Origin of the sequence: Pseudoalteromonas amylolytica (assembly GCF_001854605.1) — a bacterium.
GTDB lineage: Bacteria > Pseudomonadota > Gammaproteobacteria > Enterobacterales > Alteromonadaceae > Pseudoalteromonas > Pseudoalteromonas amylolytica.
In genome coordinates, this window is the sequence record NZ_MKJU01000006.1 from 437,600 (window position 1) to 453,640 (window position 16,041).

At 45.0% G+C, this 16,041-nt stretch carries 16 protein-coding genes; 11 read left to right on the top strand and 5 right to left on the bottom strand.

Going from position 1 to position 16,041, the window contains the following annotated elements; all coding sequences use genetic code 11:
• Window positions 1-8: 8 nt before the first annotated feature.
• From BET10_RS03355 to BET10_RS03365, 3 genes are all read right to left on the bottom strand, one after another.
• Entirely contained in the window at window positions 9-1,751 is a 1,743-nt protein-coding gene (locus BET10_RS03355) for an efflux RND transporter periplasmic adaptor subunit (RefSeq protein WP_070983399.1), read from the bottom strand.
• Window positions 1,751-3,244: a TolC family protein gene (locus BET10_RS03360; protein ID WP_240503630.1), complete on the bottom strand. Its 1,494-nt coding sequence runs from the start codon at window positions 3,242-3,244 to the stop codon at window positions 1,751-1,753. Before BET10_RS03360 ends, BET10_RS03355 begins: the two co-directional genes overlap by 1 nt.
• 106 nt (window positions 3,245-3,350) lie before the next feature.
• Window positions 3,351-3,716, bottom strand: coding sequence for a hypothetical protein (locus BET10_RS03365; RefSeq protein WP_070983400.1), 366 nt, complete (start codon window positions 3,714-3,716; stop codon window positions 3,351-3,353).
• A gap of 346 nt (window positions 3,717-4,062) precedes the next feature.
• Here BET10_RS03365 and BET10_RS03370 point away from each other — a divergent pair, with 346 nt between their 5' ends.
• On the top strand, window positions 4,063-5,862 hold the full coding sequence (locus BET10_RS03370; RefSeq protein ID WP_070983401.1) for a GGDEF domain-containing protein: 1,800 nt from the start codon (window positions 4,063-4,065) through the stop codon (window positions 5,860-5,862).
• 86 nt (window positions 5,863-5,948) lie between these two features.
• Window positions 5,949-6,809 carry a substrate-binding periplasmic protein gene (locus BET10_RS03375; RefSeq protein WP_070983402.1) on the top strand — a complete coding sequence of 287 codons (861 nt, stop codon included), beginning with the start codon at window positions 5,949-5,951 and terminating at the stop codon, window positions 6,807-6,809.
• Between the two features lie 69 nt (window positions 6,810-6,878).
• On the opposite strand, the gene suhB is transcribed toward BET10_RS03375, so the two are convergent.
• On the bottom strand, window positions 6,879-7,682 hold the full coding sequence (gene suhB / locus BET10_RS03380; protein WP_070983403.1) for an inositol-1-monophosphatase: 804 nt from the start codon (window positions 7,680-7,682) through the stop codon (window positions 6,879-6,881).
• Window positions 7,683-7,897: 215 nt separating this feature from the next.
• Between suhB and trmJ the strand changes: the two genes are divergently transcribed.
• The 8 genes from trmJ to fdx all read left to right on the top strand — a co-directional run bounded on the left by trmJ (window position 7,898) and on the right by fdx (window position 14,233).
• On the top strand, window positions 7,898-8,632 hold the full coding sequence (gene trmJ / locus BET10_RS03385; RefSeq protein ID WP_070983404.1) for a tRNA (cytosine(32)/uridine(32)-2'-O)-methyltransferase TrmJ: 735 nt from the start codon (window positions 7,898-7,900) through the stop codon (window positions 8,630-8,632).
• Between the two features lie 229 nt (window positions 8,633-8,861).
• Window positions 8,862-9,353 (top strand): Fe-S cluster assembly transcriptional regulator IscR, encoded by a 492-nt coding sequence (gene iscR, locus BET10_RS03390; RefSeq protein WP_070983405.1) that lies wholly within the window; start codon window positions 8,862-8,864, stop codon window positions 9,351-9,353.
• Window positions 9,354-9,376: 23 nt separating this feature from the next.
• Window positions 9,377-10,591, top strand: coding sequence for an IscS subfamily cysteine desulfurase (locus BET10_RS03395; protein WP_070983406.1), 1,215 nt, complete (start codon window positions 9,377-9,379; stop codon window positions 10,589-10,591).
• A 52-nt stretch (window positions 10,592-10,643) separates the two neighbouring features.
• On the top strand, window positions 10,644-11,027 hold the full coding sequence (gene iscU, locus BET10_RS03400; protein ID WP_070983407.1) for a Fe-S cluster assembly scaffold IscU: 384 nt from the start codon (window positions 10,644-10,646) through the stop codon (window positions 11,025-11,027).
• Between the two features lie 12 nt (window positions 11,028-11,039).
• A complete protein-coding gene (iscA, locus tag BET10_RS03405; RefSeq protein ID WP_070983408.1) occupies window positions 11,040-11,363 on the top strand; it encodes an iron-sulfur cluster assembly protein IscA in 324 nt (107 codons plus the stop codon).
• Window positions 11,364-11,458: 95 nt separating this feature from the next.
• The gene (gene hscB / locus BET10_RS03410) at window positions 11,459-11,983 is read left to right on the top strand and encodes a co-chaperone HscB (RefSeq protein WP_070983409.1); all 525 of its coding nucleotides are present in this window, start codon (window positions 11,459-11,461) and stop codon (window positions 11,981-11,983) included.
• A 47-nt stretch (window positions 11,984-12,030) separates the two neighbouring features.
• The gene (hscA, locus tag BET10_RS03415) at window positions 12,031-13,893 is read left to right on the top strand and encodes a Fe-S protein assembly chaperone HscA (RefSeq protein ID WP_070983410.1); all 1,863 of its coding nucleotides are present in this window, start codon (window positions 12,031-12,033) and stop codon (window positions 13,891-13,893) included.
• A 1-nt stretch (window position 13,894) separates the two neighbouring features.
• Complete coding sequence (gene fdx / locus BET10_RS03420) at window positions 13,895-14,233, top strand: ISC system 2Fe-2S type ferredoxin (RefSeq protein ID WP_070983411.1); 339 nt, start codon at window positions 13,895-13,897, stop codon at window positions 14,231-14,233.
• A gap of 216 nt (window positions 14,234-14,449) precedes the next feature.
• Here fdx and BET10_RS03425 read toward each other — a convergent pair whose 3' ends face one another.
• On the bottom strand, window positions 14,450-14,884 hold the full coding sequence (locus BET10_RS03425; RefSeq protein ID WP_070983412.1) for a helix-turn-helix domain-containing protein: 435 nt from the start codon (window positions 14,882-14,884) through the stop codon (window positions 14,450-14,452).
• Window positions 14,885-15,193: 309 nt separating this feature from the next.
• Here BET10_RS03425 and BET10_RS03430 point away from each other — a divergent pair, with 309 nt between their 5' ends.
• A complete protein-coding gene (locus BET10_RS03430) occupies window positions 15,194-15,724 on the top strand; it encodes a hypothetical protein (RefSeq protein ID WP_070983413.1) in 531 nt (176 codons plus the stop codon).
• The last annotated feature ends 317 nt before the right edge of the window (window positions 15,725-16,041 follow it).

A 16,041-nucleotide genomic window follows, 5' to 3' on the forward strand; every position in this document is an offset into this window, starting at 1 on the left:
TGTGCTCCTTAATTGTGATTCATATGCATACTGTGGTCATCATCACTCATAGCGGCTTTTGGCTTGAGTTCTATCACCACAAAATCATCTCTAACCTCAAAGGTAAAGGTGATTTCATCACCGACTTTTACCTCATCAAGACTCACATTCTCAGCGACCAAAAAGTCCATGGTTGCGGCGGGGCGGTTCCATTTTTCAATGGCATCGCGGCTGATATTCACAATACGGGTATTTACATCAATCGCGTTGATTAGACCGTTCACGGTTGCGCTACTCACTTGTGGCTCAGCAGAACCTTGCGACATAATATGAATACCGGTTAATTCATAACCGCCACCGTCTGTTTTGCTCACTTCAAAGTGGAGTGTTTGCCCGGCATTTAAGGCATCAATATCGACCTTTTCAGCGACCATAAAGTCCATAGTCATAGTTGGCCAATCCCATGCTTCCACTGGGTCGTGAGTAATATTGACCATGCGGTGGTCAGCCATCACATCATTTACCTCGCCTTGAATCCAAACAGAAGTAGGCTCAGGGTCATGGGTCATGCGTTTAAAGTCAGAGTTTTTGCTGGACTCCGAATCTATCAAGAATTGTGCAGAGGTAACCACTTTGTCCTCTTCATTAAGACCCTGTAAAATTTCGATTTTATCTTTTGTGATCCGTCCTACCGTCACCTCAATGGATTTAAATTGCCCGTCACCTAAGGCGAGTACCACGCGGTCTTGCTTGCCGGTTCTGATCACCGCTTCTTTAGGCACTAAAATAACAGGCTCATCAAGGTTGGTATGAATAGCCACTTGCGCAAACATGTTGGGTTTGAGCTCAAAGTTTGGGTTATCGAACTTAAGCCTAACGCGTAACGTACGGGTTTTGCTGTTTAGCGCTGGGTAAATGTAGTCTACCGTGCCGTTCCATTGTTTGCCTGGCAGATAATCAAGCGTCATAGAAACGGGTTGACCTTGTGAAATCAAAGACGTATCACGCTCGAAGACCTCGGCTTCGACCCATACTTGATTGAGCTGAGCAATACTCATTAAAGTTGTACCGGGTTTGACATAAAACCCTTCGCGAATTTTTAATCCGTCAATGACACCAGATTGTGGCGAGTAAAAAGTGATGGTTTGCTGTACTTTCTGGTTTTTTTCCAATGCATTGATAAATTGCTCAGACAACTGTAGCGCCTTTAAGCGGTCCTTAGCTGCGCTGATCAAAGAGCCATTGTTGCGCTTTAGCGCGAGCAGTAACTCTTCTTGCGCATTTACCAGCTGTGGTGAATACAGGGTGTACAAGGGTTGCCCTTTTTCCACAGGGTTCCCTGCCGCTTTGACATAAAGCTTTTCTATCCAGCCATCAACACGCGGGTGAATATGAATGAGCTTGTCTTCATCGTACTGTACGTAACCCACCGTTGAAATGGCTGTATGCATGGGGGCATATTCTACAGGGGCGGTTCTCACTCCGAGGTTATTGACCACATGTGGTGCAATTTTGACGCTACCTGGGCCTGCATCATTTGCGCCATCGTCTTCGGCATAAACAGGAATCAGATCCATGCCCATAGGAGATTTGCCCGGCTTATCACGACGATAATTCGCGTCCATTGGGGCGACCCAATACAAAGGTTTTTTCTGCTCAGGCTCACTACTGTGTGCTTGTTCGTTGTGCTGCGTTGGTATCAGGCTCATGGCCGCGGTGCCAAGTGCGATGCCGACAATGAGTGCGATGATAGTTTTTTGATTTGAAGACATTAGTTTGCTCCCAAAGCGTGAGGCTGCTCAGCAGGTTGAGTCGCTTGTGTAAGTAAATAGTTGATACGAGTGACGGATTTCAGCGCATCCACATCAATTTTCAATGCCGCGATACGCGCGTTGAGTTCAGCTATGCGCGCTCGAACCACTTCGGCAAAATCTCCATCATCATTTGTATAGGCAGTCAGGGCTGCTTCAGCTTGGTAGTGCGCCTGCTTTAACAGTTGTGTGGCGTACAAGGTTTGTCTATCTGAGAGCCGATTGAGCTGCTTCAGCTCTTTTTCGACGGCGCTAAGCATTTGCTTGACCATCAACAGCTTGTCAGTCTTTACCGCTTCAGACTCAGCAACCGCGGCGGCAACTTGTTTATCTTGTTTGTTCTTTGTGAACAGCGGCAAATCAAAGGTGACACCCACAGAGAATAGATCGGCACGACTCATGCCAGAGGGCATATCATCCCGATACCCATAGCTTGCATTAACTCCCCATTGGGGCTGGTACAGCTGCTTGTTTAGAGCGATGGTTTGCTCAGACACTTGCTGTTTAACATCAATAGCGCGATTGACTGGGTGGTTGAGCAATAATTTGGCCAGTTCGTTTCGAACGTAGTGCTCGGGTTTTAGTAACGCTGCATAGGCCAGCTCAAGGTGAGGCAAATTGTCAGACACAGTAAAAGCGGTGCGCTGCTTATCAAAGTCATAGGCTACATCGAGCGCCGTTGCGTCATAAATATGTAGCCACTCGTTTAGCTGCGCCAGCGCCGTTTCGAGTTTTTGTTGCTCCACTGTGAGTCTATCTTCGAGTTGAATGAGCTCCAGCTGAGCGCGTACAACATCCTGTTGTCTGGTTTTACCGACCACGCTGGAATAACCAGCCTTGGCAACTTCAGCTATTTGCTCGAATAAAACACGGTCCTGTTTAATTAAAGCAATGGTTTTTTGCGCGAGGTACGCGTCTAACCAAAGTTGCGTAATATTGCTTTGTAGTTTGGCTTTCCTATCTTGCCTTTGCAGTGGAAACTGCGTTGCCGAGAGCTTAAGCTGCTTGCTTTTAATTGCCAAGCTGTCACCACGGCCAAACATTTGCGATACGCCGACTTTAAATTGGGTCATGCCTTCTTGGGATAAATTCCAGCCATCGGTTGGCAAATTCATCATACCCACCGACACTTTTGGGTCGGGTAAGGTATTGGCGGCGATACTGGCATGTTCCACAGCTTGTTGTTTGAGATGATTGCCATGTAACCATGGGTCATTTTGTTGAGCGAGTGTAATGGCCTGTTCAAGAGAAAGTGCATTCTGCTGAGTGGTTGCCCCAACGGAGGTTGCCCCAACGGAGGTTGCCCCAACGGAGGTTGTCCCAACGGAGGTTGTCCCAACGGAGGTTGTCCCAACGGAGGTTGTCCCAACGGTAGTTGCCCCAACGGAGGTTGCTTGAACGCTCACGGGCAGCGCTAAAGCCATCAATACAATGGTAAAATAATTGTGTTTCATAGTGTGTCCCCAGATCTAACTGGACGGTAATATGCGTAATATAAACGCTGTAATTATTAGGTAAATATATGCCGTGCGTGCGAATTTTGGGCGCACTTACCCCATATTAGGCAAAAATCGGTGGACGATAGAGAGAGCTGGTAATGGCGTGAGGTGTCTCAGGAAGCGCATGATTGATTGCTTCAGACCAATAAACCGCTGGGGTTGTTAGCAATGAGGTGTTTAGGTAATGAATTGACGTACAGGCGCTGGCAGGGCAGGTGCAATCGGTATCGCAGCAATCCGCTGCGCTGGACATATTACTGTGGTCCATGTTGCTGGCCATCATGTCTGCGCTGTTAACCATAGTCATCATTGAGCGATGGTTATCTAATGACATATCACATGGCATAGCAGCATACGCCAAGGCTTGCCCAGTGAAGGCAATCAGCATTGTGAGCGTAACTAAGATGCTTGAAAGTGATTTGAACATAACAAAACCAATAGATGAACTATCGCAAATGCTACGACAATTTTATTGCCAAGTAAACATAGGGCTACCCAAGTATCAAAATACGCACGCTGATAACGGTATTCAATTTGTGATTTTCATGAAATAAAAATGCCACGTAGCGTGAATAAAATTCACTCACTTGTTTTACGACAAGCTATTTTTACACAGCCAAGCCGTGCTGGGCGCTGGCGACATGTTCAAGGTGTTTATTGTTGAAATTCGACCAATGATAATCGGGACAATTCCCATTTTTGCCACAAAAATGTCATAAAACCTTGCTAATTTGCTGGGCTATTATTTGGTCAATTGTTCGTTGGTTACAGGCGTGAATGAAGCAGCAGAGCTAGAAAAACGAGTATTAGAAAACATATTAAAACACGGCACTGTTAATACTTTATTTCAGCCCATTTATGATATTAGCAAACAAGACATACTAGGATTCGAAGCACTAAGTCGAGGTGTAGATTGCTTAGAAATGCCTGAGCAATTGTTTAGCGCCGCAGGGGTTCATAACAAGCTGTCTGAGTTAGAGTTACTTTGTCGAGAAAAGGCGATAGAGCGGTTTGTCTCGCTACAATTACCTGGCAAGCTGTTTTTGAATGTGAGCCCAAGCACGCTACTTGACCCAAGTCACCCGCGCGGAGAAACGCGCCATTTAGTACAAAAACACGGATTGGCTGCGAATAGGGTGGTGATTGAAGTAACGGAGCAAGACAAGGTAGATGATGGTTTTTTATTATTAAAAACCATCGAGCACTATCGACAGCTTGGTTTTAATATTGCGATTGATGATTTGGGCGCTGGCTATTCAGGCTTAAAGCAATGGTCAGAGCTTTGCCCTGAATATGTCAAAGTCGACAGGTACTTTATTGACTATTGTGACCAAAGTATTGTTAAAAGAGAGTTTTTAAAATCCATTATTGAGCTTGCAAAAGCTACAGGAACATCGGTGATCGCTGAAGGGATAGAGCGGGTTGAAGAATTATCATTGCTTGAAAAGCTAGGCATTGTGAACGCTCAAGGATATTTACTGGCCTACCCCCAGAGTGAACCTACGATTGAACTTGAGGCCAGTCAGTGGTCGGCCCTAAACTTGACGCCGAAAATGAATACGACAGAGCAATCAATGGCGATTGGCTGGCTAGCCATGACACAAAATGCCATTCACCAGTGCACACAATGTAAAGATGCCCACAAAAGCTTTGAGTCGGATAAAAAGCTGATGAGCTTAGCGGTCGTGAACGATAACAGAGAGCCGATAGGATTATTGCACCGTGATCAACTGACAGAAGTATTTGCCGCGCCATATGGACATGCATTATATGCGAAAAAATCAGTGATGGAGCTAATGGATAAGCAGCCGCTGATCGTCGATGAAAATGCCCTATTGGATCAAGTGAGTCAGCAAATAACTGAGCAGGAATTTGATATTCGTCGCCATATCATTATCACTCGAGATGGTTGCTACTTAGGACTTGCGCCGCTTAGAGATATTCTCAAGCACATCACGGAAGAAAAAATCCGTCATGCTCAGCACGCTAACCCACTCACTATGTTGCCAGGTAATGTAGCAATAAATGAAGCAATTGAAACGCGCCTGCGTAAGCAATCTGACTTTTCGTTGGCATATATCGATTTAAACCACTTTAAGCAATTTAATGACTTGTATGGTTACGCAAGTGGCGATAGCGTGATCAAATTGCTCGCTGATGTGACGGTAAAAGCGAGTGAACAAAGTCCGTGTTTTGTCGGACATATCGGCGGTGATGACTTTATGGTGGTGTTTGATGCCAACGATGCCGAGCAACTTTGCCATCAAATCATCAATGACTTTGAGCAACAGTCAAAGGCCTTTTTTACACCCGAACATGTTAAGTCAGGAGGCTACTGGGCCACCAATCGAGAAGGGCAAAAGCAATTCGTGCCCTTGCTGACGCTATCCATCGGTTTAGTCAGGCCTGATTTAGAAAGCTGTAAAAACAGTCATCAGGTAGCGGCGTTGGCGACGGATGCTAAAAAAGAAGCTAAGCGGTATCGAAACAGTTACTTGTTTGTATGTAATCGACGTCGTCCAAGTGTATCAGTCGTAAAAGTTGCAAAGGATCAGACCGAATGCTCAGCATAGCCTGAGTGGTTCGAATCTCGGTATAAAAGCTTGAGTAAAAGCTCAGCTCGGTGTAGCGTTAACAAAAACAAGTTTGGAACACAGATATGCGTAGACTCGTATTGCTGTGCCTATTGTGTAGTTGGGCTGGTTTATTAGTTGCGGCAGAAACCATTTATGTCGCCAAAGAGCAACGTACTTTGTACGATAGAGACTTGTACTTGTACGAATTATTAGAGATGTCGCTTAAAGCCGCTGGCTTTGCAGCGCAAATAGAGCATGTCAAAGTACACCCTCATCAGCAGCGCACTTTATTGGCTTTGAGCCAAGGTGAAGTTGATTTACATTGGAGTATGACTAGCCCTGAGCGAGAGCAATTGGCAACGGCAATACCGGTGCCTCTGTTTAAAGGCTTTATTGGCAAGCGTGCGTTACTGATCAACAAGATGCAACTGTCGCAATTTGAGGATATTGACTCACTACAACAATTAGCCAAACTTACCGCCGTACAAGGGCATGACTGGCCTGACACAAAGATCTTAGGTCACAACCATTTGCACGTTAGGCCCATGGCGAACTATCAGGCAATGTTTGCGATGGTGTCTCGGGGTCGCCTAGATTATTTTCCTCGTTCGTTTATTGAGGTTGGCGCTGAGTTGGCCACACAAACGGGTGACAACTTGGTGATCTTACCCACTCTTTATTTGCAATACCCCAGCGCATTTTATTTTTTCGTCAATAAAGATAAGCCACAGCTTGCCAATGCATTAACTCAAGGGCTGGCAAAACTACAAGCGACAGGAGAGTTTGACGCGCTGTTTGAACGCTACTTTGCCAAGATGCTTGCTCAGCTACCTTTTGATAAAGACACCAAAGTGCTGATGTTGCAAAACCCGTATTTTCGACCGCCAAAAAAACGCGACCAAGACGAGTCTAAGTGGGCTTTAAATCAAGGTAAGTCGCAATAGAACCGCTATACAACAGGCAACAAAAAAGGAGCATAAGCTCCTTTTTTGTTTAGGTGTACTGCGTGGGTATTAACGTAGCAATGATTCCGTTAATACTGGACGAATCTCTTTAACCATCAGCTGGCAAAGTTTTGGTGCGCCACAGATCACGTTGCCACTTTGGTTGTAGCTTGCGCCACCGGCAAAGTCCATTACCATGCCGCCCGCTTCTTTTACTAGCAACTCGCCGGCTGCTGTATCCCAAGGCTTAAGACCAATTTCAAAGAAACCGTCCATACGACCTGCCGCAACATACGCCATATCAAGCGCAGCTGACCCGGCACGACGGATATCCGCAGTGTGTATAAACAATGCTTTAAATGCTTCTGTGTAAGCATCAAGGTGGTGTTTTTGCTTAAATGGGAAACCAGTTGCAAGGACTGAACCTGCGATTTCTGTGCTTTTAGTTACACGGATACGCTTTGAGTTTAACTGGGCACCTTGACCACGAGATGCGGTGAACAACTCGCTGCGAATCGGATCATAAATCACAGCCTGCTCAACGCGGCCTTTCACTTTTAATGCAATAGAAACGGCAAAATGAGGAATGCCTTTGATGAAGTTAGTTGTCCCATCAAGAGGATCGATAACCCATTGGTAATCTGCATCTTTGCCTTCAGTGATACCTAATTCTTCACCCACGATTGAATGATCAGGATAGGCTTTTAGGATAGTATCGCGGATGACGGCTTCTGCGTCTTTGTCTACGTTTGTAACAAAGTCATTGCTGCCTTTTTGTTGAGCTTCGACTTTTGATAAATCTTCACATGCACGTAAGATCACTTTACCTGCATTACGCGCAGCGCGTACCGCAATGTTTAACATTGGATGCATAGCATTACCTTTGGGTTGTAAAAGAACATATTCATATAGAGCCGGCGTATTCTAGCGATTTTTGTCACAAAGTAAATAACCGATTGCAAATAAAGTTGCTGTTTTTTTGTACTGCGCTGTTCTGGAAAAGGAATTAGATTGATGTGCTTTTTACTATGGTGCCAGCTTGATGCTGTGATAAACTTCGCCATTATTTTTTGAAGACTGGTTTATCAATGGCATTAGAAGACATTCGTATTGTGTTAGTCAACACATCTCATTCAGGCAACATTGGCTCTGTCGCACGTGCAATGAAGACAATGGGGCTATCTAAACTCTATTTAGTTGACCCTGCTTGTGAGGTAGACAGCCATGCCAGTGCTTTGGCTGCGGGAGCAACGGATGTTTTAGGCAATGCGACGGTTGTCAGCGAGCTGTCAGAGGCTATTGAAGAGTGTGCATTAACCATTGGCACGAGTGCGCGTTCTCGCACATTATCATGGCCGATGGTGGAGCCGCGTGAGTGTGCGCAAAAGTTGGTAAGCGGATCTGAAACAGGCCCAGTAGCTTTGGTGTTTGGTCGTGAAAATAGCGGCTTAACCAATGAAGAACTGCAACTGTGCAACTACCATGTGTGTATTCCTGCGAATCCACAATACAGTTCATTAAACTTAGCAATGGCGGTACAAACACTGACTTATGAGACGCGTATGGCGTTTTTAGACCGTCAGGAAAAGCAGCCAGAGTCAGATGACGCGGTATACCCAAGTGCTCAACAAATGGCGCTGTTTTACGAGCACCTAGAGAGCACATTGAATGAAACTGGGTTTATCATTAAGCAGCATCCAGGCATGGTAATGACCAAGCTTAAACGCTTATTCAATCGTGCCAGACCAGAGGATCAAGAGTTGAATATCCTGCGTGGTATTTTAACCTCTATCAATAAGTCTACCCGCCAAAAACCTGAGTAAACAGCGCTCACCCATGAACGTGCAAGCAGCGAAATAAACCCGCTTTAGCACGTTCTGCCGAACAATAATAATACTTGACTAAATTACTCAGGTAATTACAATGGACCTAGTAGTTGACTAATTTACTCAAGTATTCGTCAACTTTAGTCGCAATACTGATGAGTAATACTTGACTATCTTAGTCAGGTAATTAAAATTTGCGGCTTGGTAAACTAGCTAGGGGGCTTCCATGAAACTGACATCGAAAGGCAGATATGCAGTAACAGCAATGTTAGACGTTGCTTTGCATGGTGAAGTTGGCCCAGTCCCATTGGCTGATATTTCCGAACGCCAGGAGATATCATTATCTTACCTTGAACAATTATTTGCCCGACTGCGTAAACATGGCCTCGTCAGTTCTGTTCGTGGTCCGGGAGGCGGCTATCTACTTGGTCGTGATGTGCAAAGTATTTCTGTAGGTGACGTGATAAGTGCGGTTGATGAATCTGTTGACGCAACACGTTGCCATGGAGAAGGGGGCGGCTGCCAAAGTGGGATGCGTTGTTTAACACATACCCTGTGGTCGGATTTAAGCGTGCGCATCGAAGAGTTTTTAAACAATATTTCCCTTGCCGAGTTAGTCGCAAATTCAGAGGTGCGTGCGGTTGCATCGCGTCAAGATAAAAGCGTCAACAGTGCGATGAAGCAATTAGACAATATTCAAGTGAGCTGTCAACTGTAGGTTGACGTCAAGCGGAGAAACAAATGAAATTACCGATTTATCTAGATTATGCAGCAACCACTCCGGTTGATCAGCGCGTTGCAGACGAAATGATGCAATGCCTGACAATGGATGGCAACTTTGGTAACCCAGCTTCACGCTCACACCGTTTCGGTTGGCAGGCTGAAGAGTTGGTTGATCAGGCGCGTAATGATATCGCTGATTTAATTAACGCGGACCCACGTGAAATTGTTTTTACTTCTGGTGCTACGGAATCAAACAACCTTGCTATCAAAGGCGCTGCACATTTCTATAAAAAGAAAGGCAAGCACATTATTACGGTTAAAACCGAGCACAAAGCGGTACTAGATACTTGTCGTGAACTTGAGCGTCAGGGCTTTGAAGTGACGTATATGGACGTTGAAGATAACGGCCTATTAGATTTGAAAAAGCTAGAAGCTACAATGCGTGATGACACTATTTTAGTGAGCGTTATGCATGTAAACAACGAGTTGGGTGTGGTCCAAGATATCGCCACTATCGGCGAAATGTGCCGTGAGCGCAAGATCATGTTCCACGTTGATGGCGCACAAAGCGCGGGTAAAGTAAAAATCGACCTGCAAGCGCTTAAAGTTGATTTCATGTCGTTCTCTGGTCACAAAGTTTATGGCCCTAAAGGCGTTGGTGCTTTGTATGTTCGTCGTAAACCTCGTGCGCGCTTAGAAGCACAAATGCACGGCGGTGGTCATGAGCGTGGTATGCGCTCTGGTACATTAGCAACGCATCAGTTAGTTGGCATGGGCGCTGCGTTTCGTATCGCCAAAGAAGATTTTGAAAAAGATCACGCGCACATCAGTGCACTTCGTAAACGCTTAATTGATGGCGTAATGACGATGGATGAAGTGTATTTCAACGGTGCGATTGATCAGTCAGTACCAGGTATTGTGAATATCAGCTTTAACTTTGTTGAAGGTGAGTCACTATTAATGGCGGTAAAAGACATCGCCGTATCTTCGGGGTCAGCTTGTACGTCAGCAAGTTTGGAACCGTCGTATGTGTTACGTGCTTTGGGGCGTAACGATGAACTGGCACACAGCTCGATTCGTTTTAGCATTGGTCGTTTCACAACAGAAGAAGATATCGACTACACCGTCAACTTGATTAAAGAGTCAATCGGTCGATTACGTGAAATGTCGCCGCTTTGGGAAATGCATCAAGAAGGCATTGACCTAGATAGCGTTGAATGGGCACATCATTAAGCAAGTTTTTGCTTGTAGCCAGGCGCTATGAGCACATAGTGAGGAAAGAGTTATGGCGTACAGTGAAAAAGTAATAGATCACGTGGAAAACCCACGTAACGTCGGGTCACTTGATAAAAGCGATCCAAGTGTTGCAACAGGTATGGTGGGTGCACCTGCTTGTGGTGACGTAATGAAGCTACAAATTAAAGTTTCAGATCAAGGTATTATCGAAGACGCTAAGTTTAAAACTTACGGCTGTGGTAGTGCGATTGCGTCATCATCTTTGGTAACAGAGTGGGTTAAGGGTAAAACCCTTGACGAAGCGGCTAGCATCAAAAACACCGATATTAGTGCTGAGCTAGAATTGCCACCGGTTAAAATCCACTGCTCAATTTTAGCAGAAGACGCAATTCAAGCAGCAATTGCAGATTATAAAAGTAAACAAGCGAAGTAAGAGTAGATAAATATGGCAGTGACATTGACAGACGCGGCGGCAAACCGAGTTCAGGCTTTTTTGAGCAATCGTGGCAAAGGCGTAGGCTTGCGTGTTGGCATTAAAACCACGGGCTGTTCAGGTCTTGCATATGTTCTTGAGTTTGTTGATGAACTTGATGAAGGCGATGAGGTTTTTGATGACAAAGATGTAAAAATCATTGTTGATGCCAAGAGTCTGGTTTACATCGACGGCACTGAGCTTGATTACACTAAAGAAGGTCTTAATGAAGGGTTTAAATTTAACAACCCAAATCAGAAAGACGAATGTGGCTGTGGCGAGAGCTTTACGGTTTAAGCGCCGCTTAGCCTGATCTCAAAGCCCTGCCTTGGTGGGGCTTTGTCGTATATTTGCAATGCGCATTGTGCGCACACTTAGGGTTTATAAAAGACATGCGCTATTTTGAGCTTTTTGATATTCCAGTCGATTATAATGTTGATCTTAAAAAGATAAATCAGCATTACCTTGAGTTACAGCGAGTTGTTCATCCAGACCGCTTTGCAGGAAAAAGTGAACGAGAGAAGCTGCTCGCCGTGCAAAAAACGGCGGAGATCAATGACGCATTGGCGGTGCTCAAGCACCCAGTCAAGCGCGCGGAGTACATGCTCAGCGAACGCGGTGTAGATATTCGCGCCGAGCAACAAACATTGCAAGACCCCATGTTTCTAATGCAGCAAATGGAGCTGCGTGAGGCATTGGAAGAGCTGCCTAACAGCAACGATGTTGAGGCCGCAATTGAGCAGTTTGAGCAGCAAATTAAAGTGCTTGATGTACAATTTAGTCAGCAGTTGGCAGCGCAGTTAAGCAGTGACAACCAACAAGACTTAGAGCAAGCCGCCGACAACATCCGTAAACTCAAATTTGTATATAAGCTACGTGACGAACTGGCGCGTATCGAAGACAGTTTATTTGATTAATTCTCCAGACCGCCCTTAACGAGCGGTCGCAAAAGTGAAAGAGCATTATGGCATTATTGCAAATCGCTGAGCCGGGGCAGAGCGCGGCACCACACGAACATAAATTGGCTGTAGGTATCGACTTGGGCACAACCAACTCATTGGTTGCTACCGTGCAAAGTGGTGAGGCCAAAACACTGGCCGATTTTGACGGTTCTGTGATGCTACCTTCGGTAGTGCGTTATCAGGCGCAGGGCACAGAAGTGGGTGTTCAAGCACAGCAAACTTCTGCTCAAGATCCAACTAACACCCTCATCTCAGTAAAACGCTTTTTGGGTAAAACCCAGCAAGAAATAGAACAAAGTTACGGTCAGTTGCCTTACGAGTTTGTACAAACAGACAATGGTTTGGCAATCAACACAGTGGCAGGCCCTATTAGCCCTGTTCAAGCTTCTGCTGAAATCTTAAAAAGCTTACGCGCTAGAGCGGAAGCTAGCTTTGCAGGGGATGAACTACAAGGTGCCGTGATCACAGTACCTGCCTATTTTGATGATGCACAGCGTCAAAGCACCAAAGATGCCGCAGAACTTGCTGGTTTGAAAGTATTACGTTTGCTAAACGAGCCTACAGCGGCTGCGGTTGCCTATGGCTTAGACTCGGGTCAGGAAGGCGTTATCGCCGTGTATGACCTAGGTGGCGGGACGTTTGATATTTCAATTTTACGGCTAAATCAGGGCGTGTTTGAGGTACTTGCTACGGGTGGCGACTCAAGCTTAGGTGGTGATGATTTTGACTCTGTACTAGTTAATGTATTCAAGTCTCAAACTGGCATTAATGATTTAAATGCCAACGAATTACGTTTGTTCATCAATAAAGCGAAAGCCTGTAAAGAAGCGCTGAGCAGCTACGAAACCGTCAATGTTAAGCTTGAGCTGCGTGAGCAAAGCCACACGGTTACTATTACCCGAGCTGAGTTTGCAGAATTGGTGATGCCGCTGGTGAAAAAAACCTTACGTGCATGTCGCAGGGCAGTGAAAGATGCTGATGTAAGTCATGAAGACATCTTACAAGTGGTGATGGTCGGTGGTTCGACCCGTATGCCTGTCGTTCGTGAGCAAGTTGAAGCATTTTTTGAAAAACAGCCTCTTACATCGATAGACCCTGACAGAGTGGTTGCTATTGGTGCCGCAATTCAAGCTGATATTCTAGTGGGTAACAAGCCTGATTCAGACATGTTGCTATTGGATGTGTTACCGCTGTCTCTAGGTTTAGAAACCATGGGCGGCTTGGTTGAGAAAATCATTCCAAGAAATACCACCATTCCGGTTGCCAGAGCGCAAGAATTTACCACCTTTAAAGATGGGCAAACGGCCATGTCTTTACACGTGCTACAAGGTGAGCGAGAGTTGGTAGATGATTGCCGCTCATTGGCTAAGTTCAGCCTCAAAGGTATTCCTCCGATGGCCGCCGGTGCTGCCCATATTCGGGTGACCTTTAAAGTGGATGCGGATGGATTGCTAAGTGTTTCTGCGATGGAAAAATCAACGGGCGTTCAAGCTGAGATTCAAGTGAAGCCATCATTTGGTTTATCGGATGACCAAGTGGCACAAATGCTCAAAGATTCAATGAGCAACGCAAAAGACGATATGCAGGCACGCATGCTCAAAGAGCAGCAAGTAGAAGCGCTACGAGTATTGGAAGCGTTGGAAGCATCACTTGCCACAGATAGCGAGTTGTTGAACGAGCAGGAGCTGGCACTACTGCGTGAACAAATGACCATGTTAGCGATTGCTCGTGAACAGGCTCAATCACCAGACGAAATTAAAAATGCCATCGAGAAAGTAGACGCTGCCAGCAGCGAATTTGCTTCACGTCGTATGGATGTATCAATTAAGAAAGCACTGCAAGGGCAGTCTGTAGACGAGGTGTAATATGCCACAAATCATCTTTTTACCCCATGAAGAGCTTTGCCCTGAAGGTGCTGCAATTGAAGCACCAAAAGGACAAACGGTATTAGACGCGGCACTGAAAAATGGTATCAGTATTCCTCACGCGTGTGAGAAATCATGTGCATGCACTACTTGTCATGTGATTGTGCGTGAAGGCTTCGACTCACTTGACGAAAGTGATGAACTTGAAGACGATATGCTAGACAAAGCGTGGGGCTTGGAAGCTGAATCTCGCCTCGGGTGCCAAGCTGTTATCGCTGATGAAGACTTAGTCGTTGAAATTCCAAAATATAACCTCAATATAGTAAACGAAGAGCATTAATTGCTTCGCGCTATTTAGAGTAGAAAGCCACAGTGAACACTGTGGCTTTTTTGTATGTCTAGGCGCTCTACAGCGACGATTTATCAAATGATATAGGCTGATATTTGGATAGCAAGGGGGGGACTTTTGTTGTGATGGGCTGGGTTAAATCTTGATATAAATTTATTGCCCTCAAACTGGATTGGCCTGAGATAGGTTAACTTTATACGCTCATTTTTATTTGAACTTCATTTTCTTCACGCCTTTATGCTGTAATCGCGTGGCCTTTTTTAATAAGTTTTGAAACTTAGCGCAATCAAATTGATTGTGCTCGGGACAATGGGCCACATGTTGTAAGGTATCACTGATAACGCTTAACAACTTAATGCTCCGCTCAATTTCCTCAGACTTTTCAATCAGTCGTGAGCGGTCAATCTCAGAGGCTGTACCCGACTCAAGTAATACACGTATTTCGTCCAGCGAAAAGCCTGCGAACTGCCCCAATGAAATTACCGATAGTTTTTCTAGAACATTGGCATTGAATATACGCGTTAGGCCTTTACGACCAAGCGGTTTGATCAGCCCTTTTTCTTCGTAATAACGAATGGTAGAAGACGGTAATCCTGAGCGTAATGATACCTGTTGGATATCTAATTCAGATTGTGTGCTCATAGCTGTTGACCTCAAGTCGACTTGAAGTCTTAGTATAGGTTTCATGGTTTGTGACTTCAATAAGTTCTCTATGAAACGGCTTGCTCAACTAAATGCTCCACATCCAGATATCAAATCACATCGTGCTATTCTGGTCGCTCTGGCTTTATCCGCATTGCTGCCTTCAATGGCCATTAGCAGTGTTAATCTCACATTAGTTCTATGTTGTGCATTATCCTTGCAATTTATAGTACAGCGACCAACGTAAAGAACCAGCGAGACAGCCTAACATTTGGTATTTCAATTGATTATATAGAGAGGTAAACCGTGATGAAAAATACACTAGATGACGTTATCAATGACATTCAAAAACATTGGCGAGGGCTTGACTCTTACACAGTCGAGCATACCCGCACACAGTTACAAAAATTGACTCACACTTCTGTACAGGAACCGTGGTTAGCACGTTTGTTCGCAGAGAAACCGCAAAGCCAAGAGCTACACCGCGATGCTAAGCATGGCTTTATTTTACTGGCACATTTTGAAAAAAAGGGCTTGTACAGAGCGCCGCACAACCATGGTGCTGGCTGGGTGTTTTACGCTTTGCATAGCGGTGAAATGAGGGTGACGACTTATAAACAAATAACTAGCCCAGATGGTGATACCACGCTAGTGAGTCGTGGAGCCAATGTTATACAACCCTCTAACGTGACTACCTACCTTCCAGGAGATATTCATGACACCGAGTGTCTCTCGGATTGGGTACTCATGTTTAGGTTAACGAGTTGCGACTTCCAAGCAGAAAAGCAATCCGGGCGTCTTATTCAGTTTAAAGATCATACTCGAAAAGGGTTGAGCTGAATAATTGAGGTGGGCCTCTAAATAACCTTTATCACTTTGAACTGCAGAGAATAACTGGTTTTGTAAGATATTTGGTAGTTGAAACTTCAAAGTACCATTTGAATATCGCTAACGAGTATTGATCAAAAGCAGCATACAGCATAAAAACTGAATAATCTACTAAGAAGCGGTAACCAAAAGGCTAGGGCTGTTCTCTTGTGTAATAGAGGTAATGTGTATGTAAAGTTTCTATTTTGGAAAATAAAAGTAAATTATTGACGGTTTGAATCTATTCGGTGATTATATAAACAAATAAAGTAAGGATAACTAGGAATTAT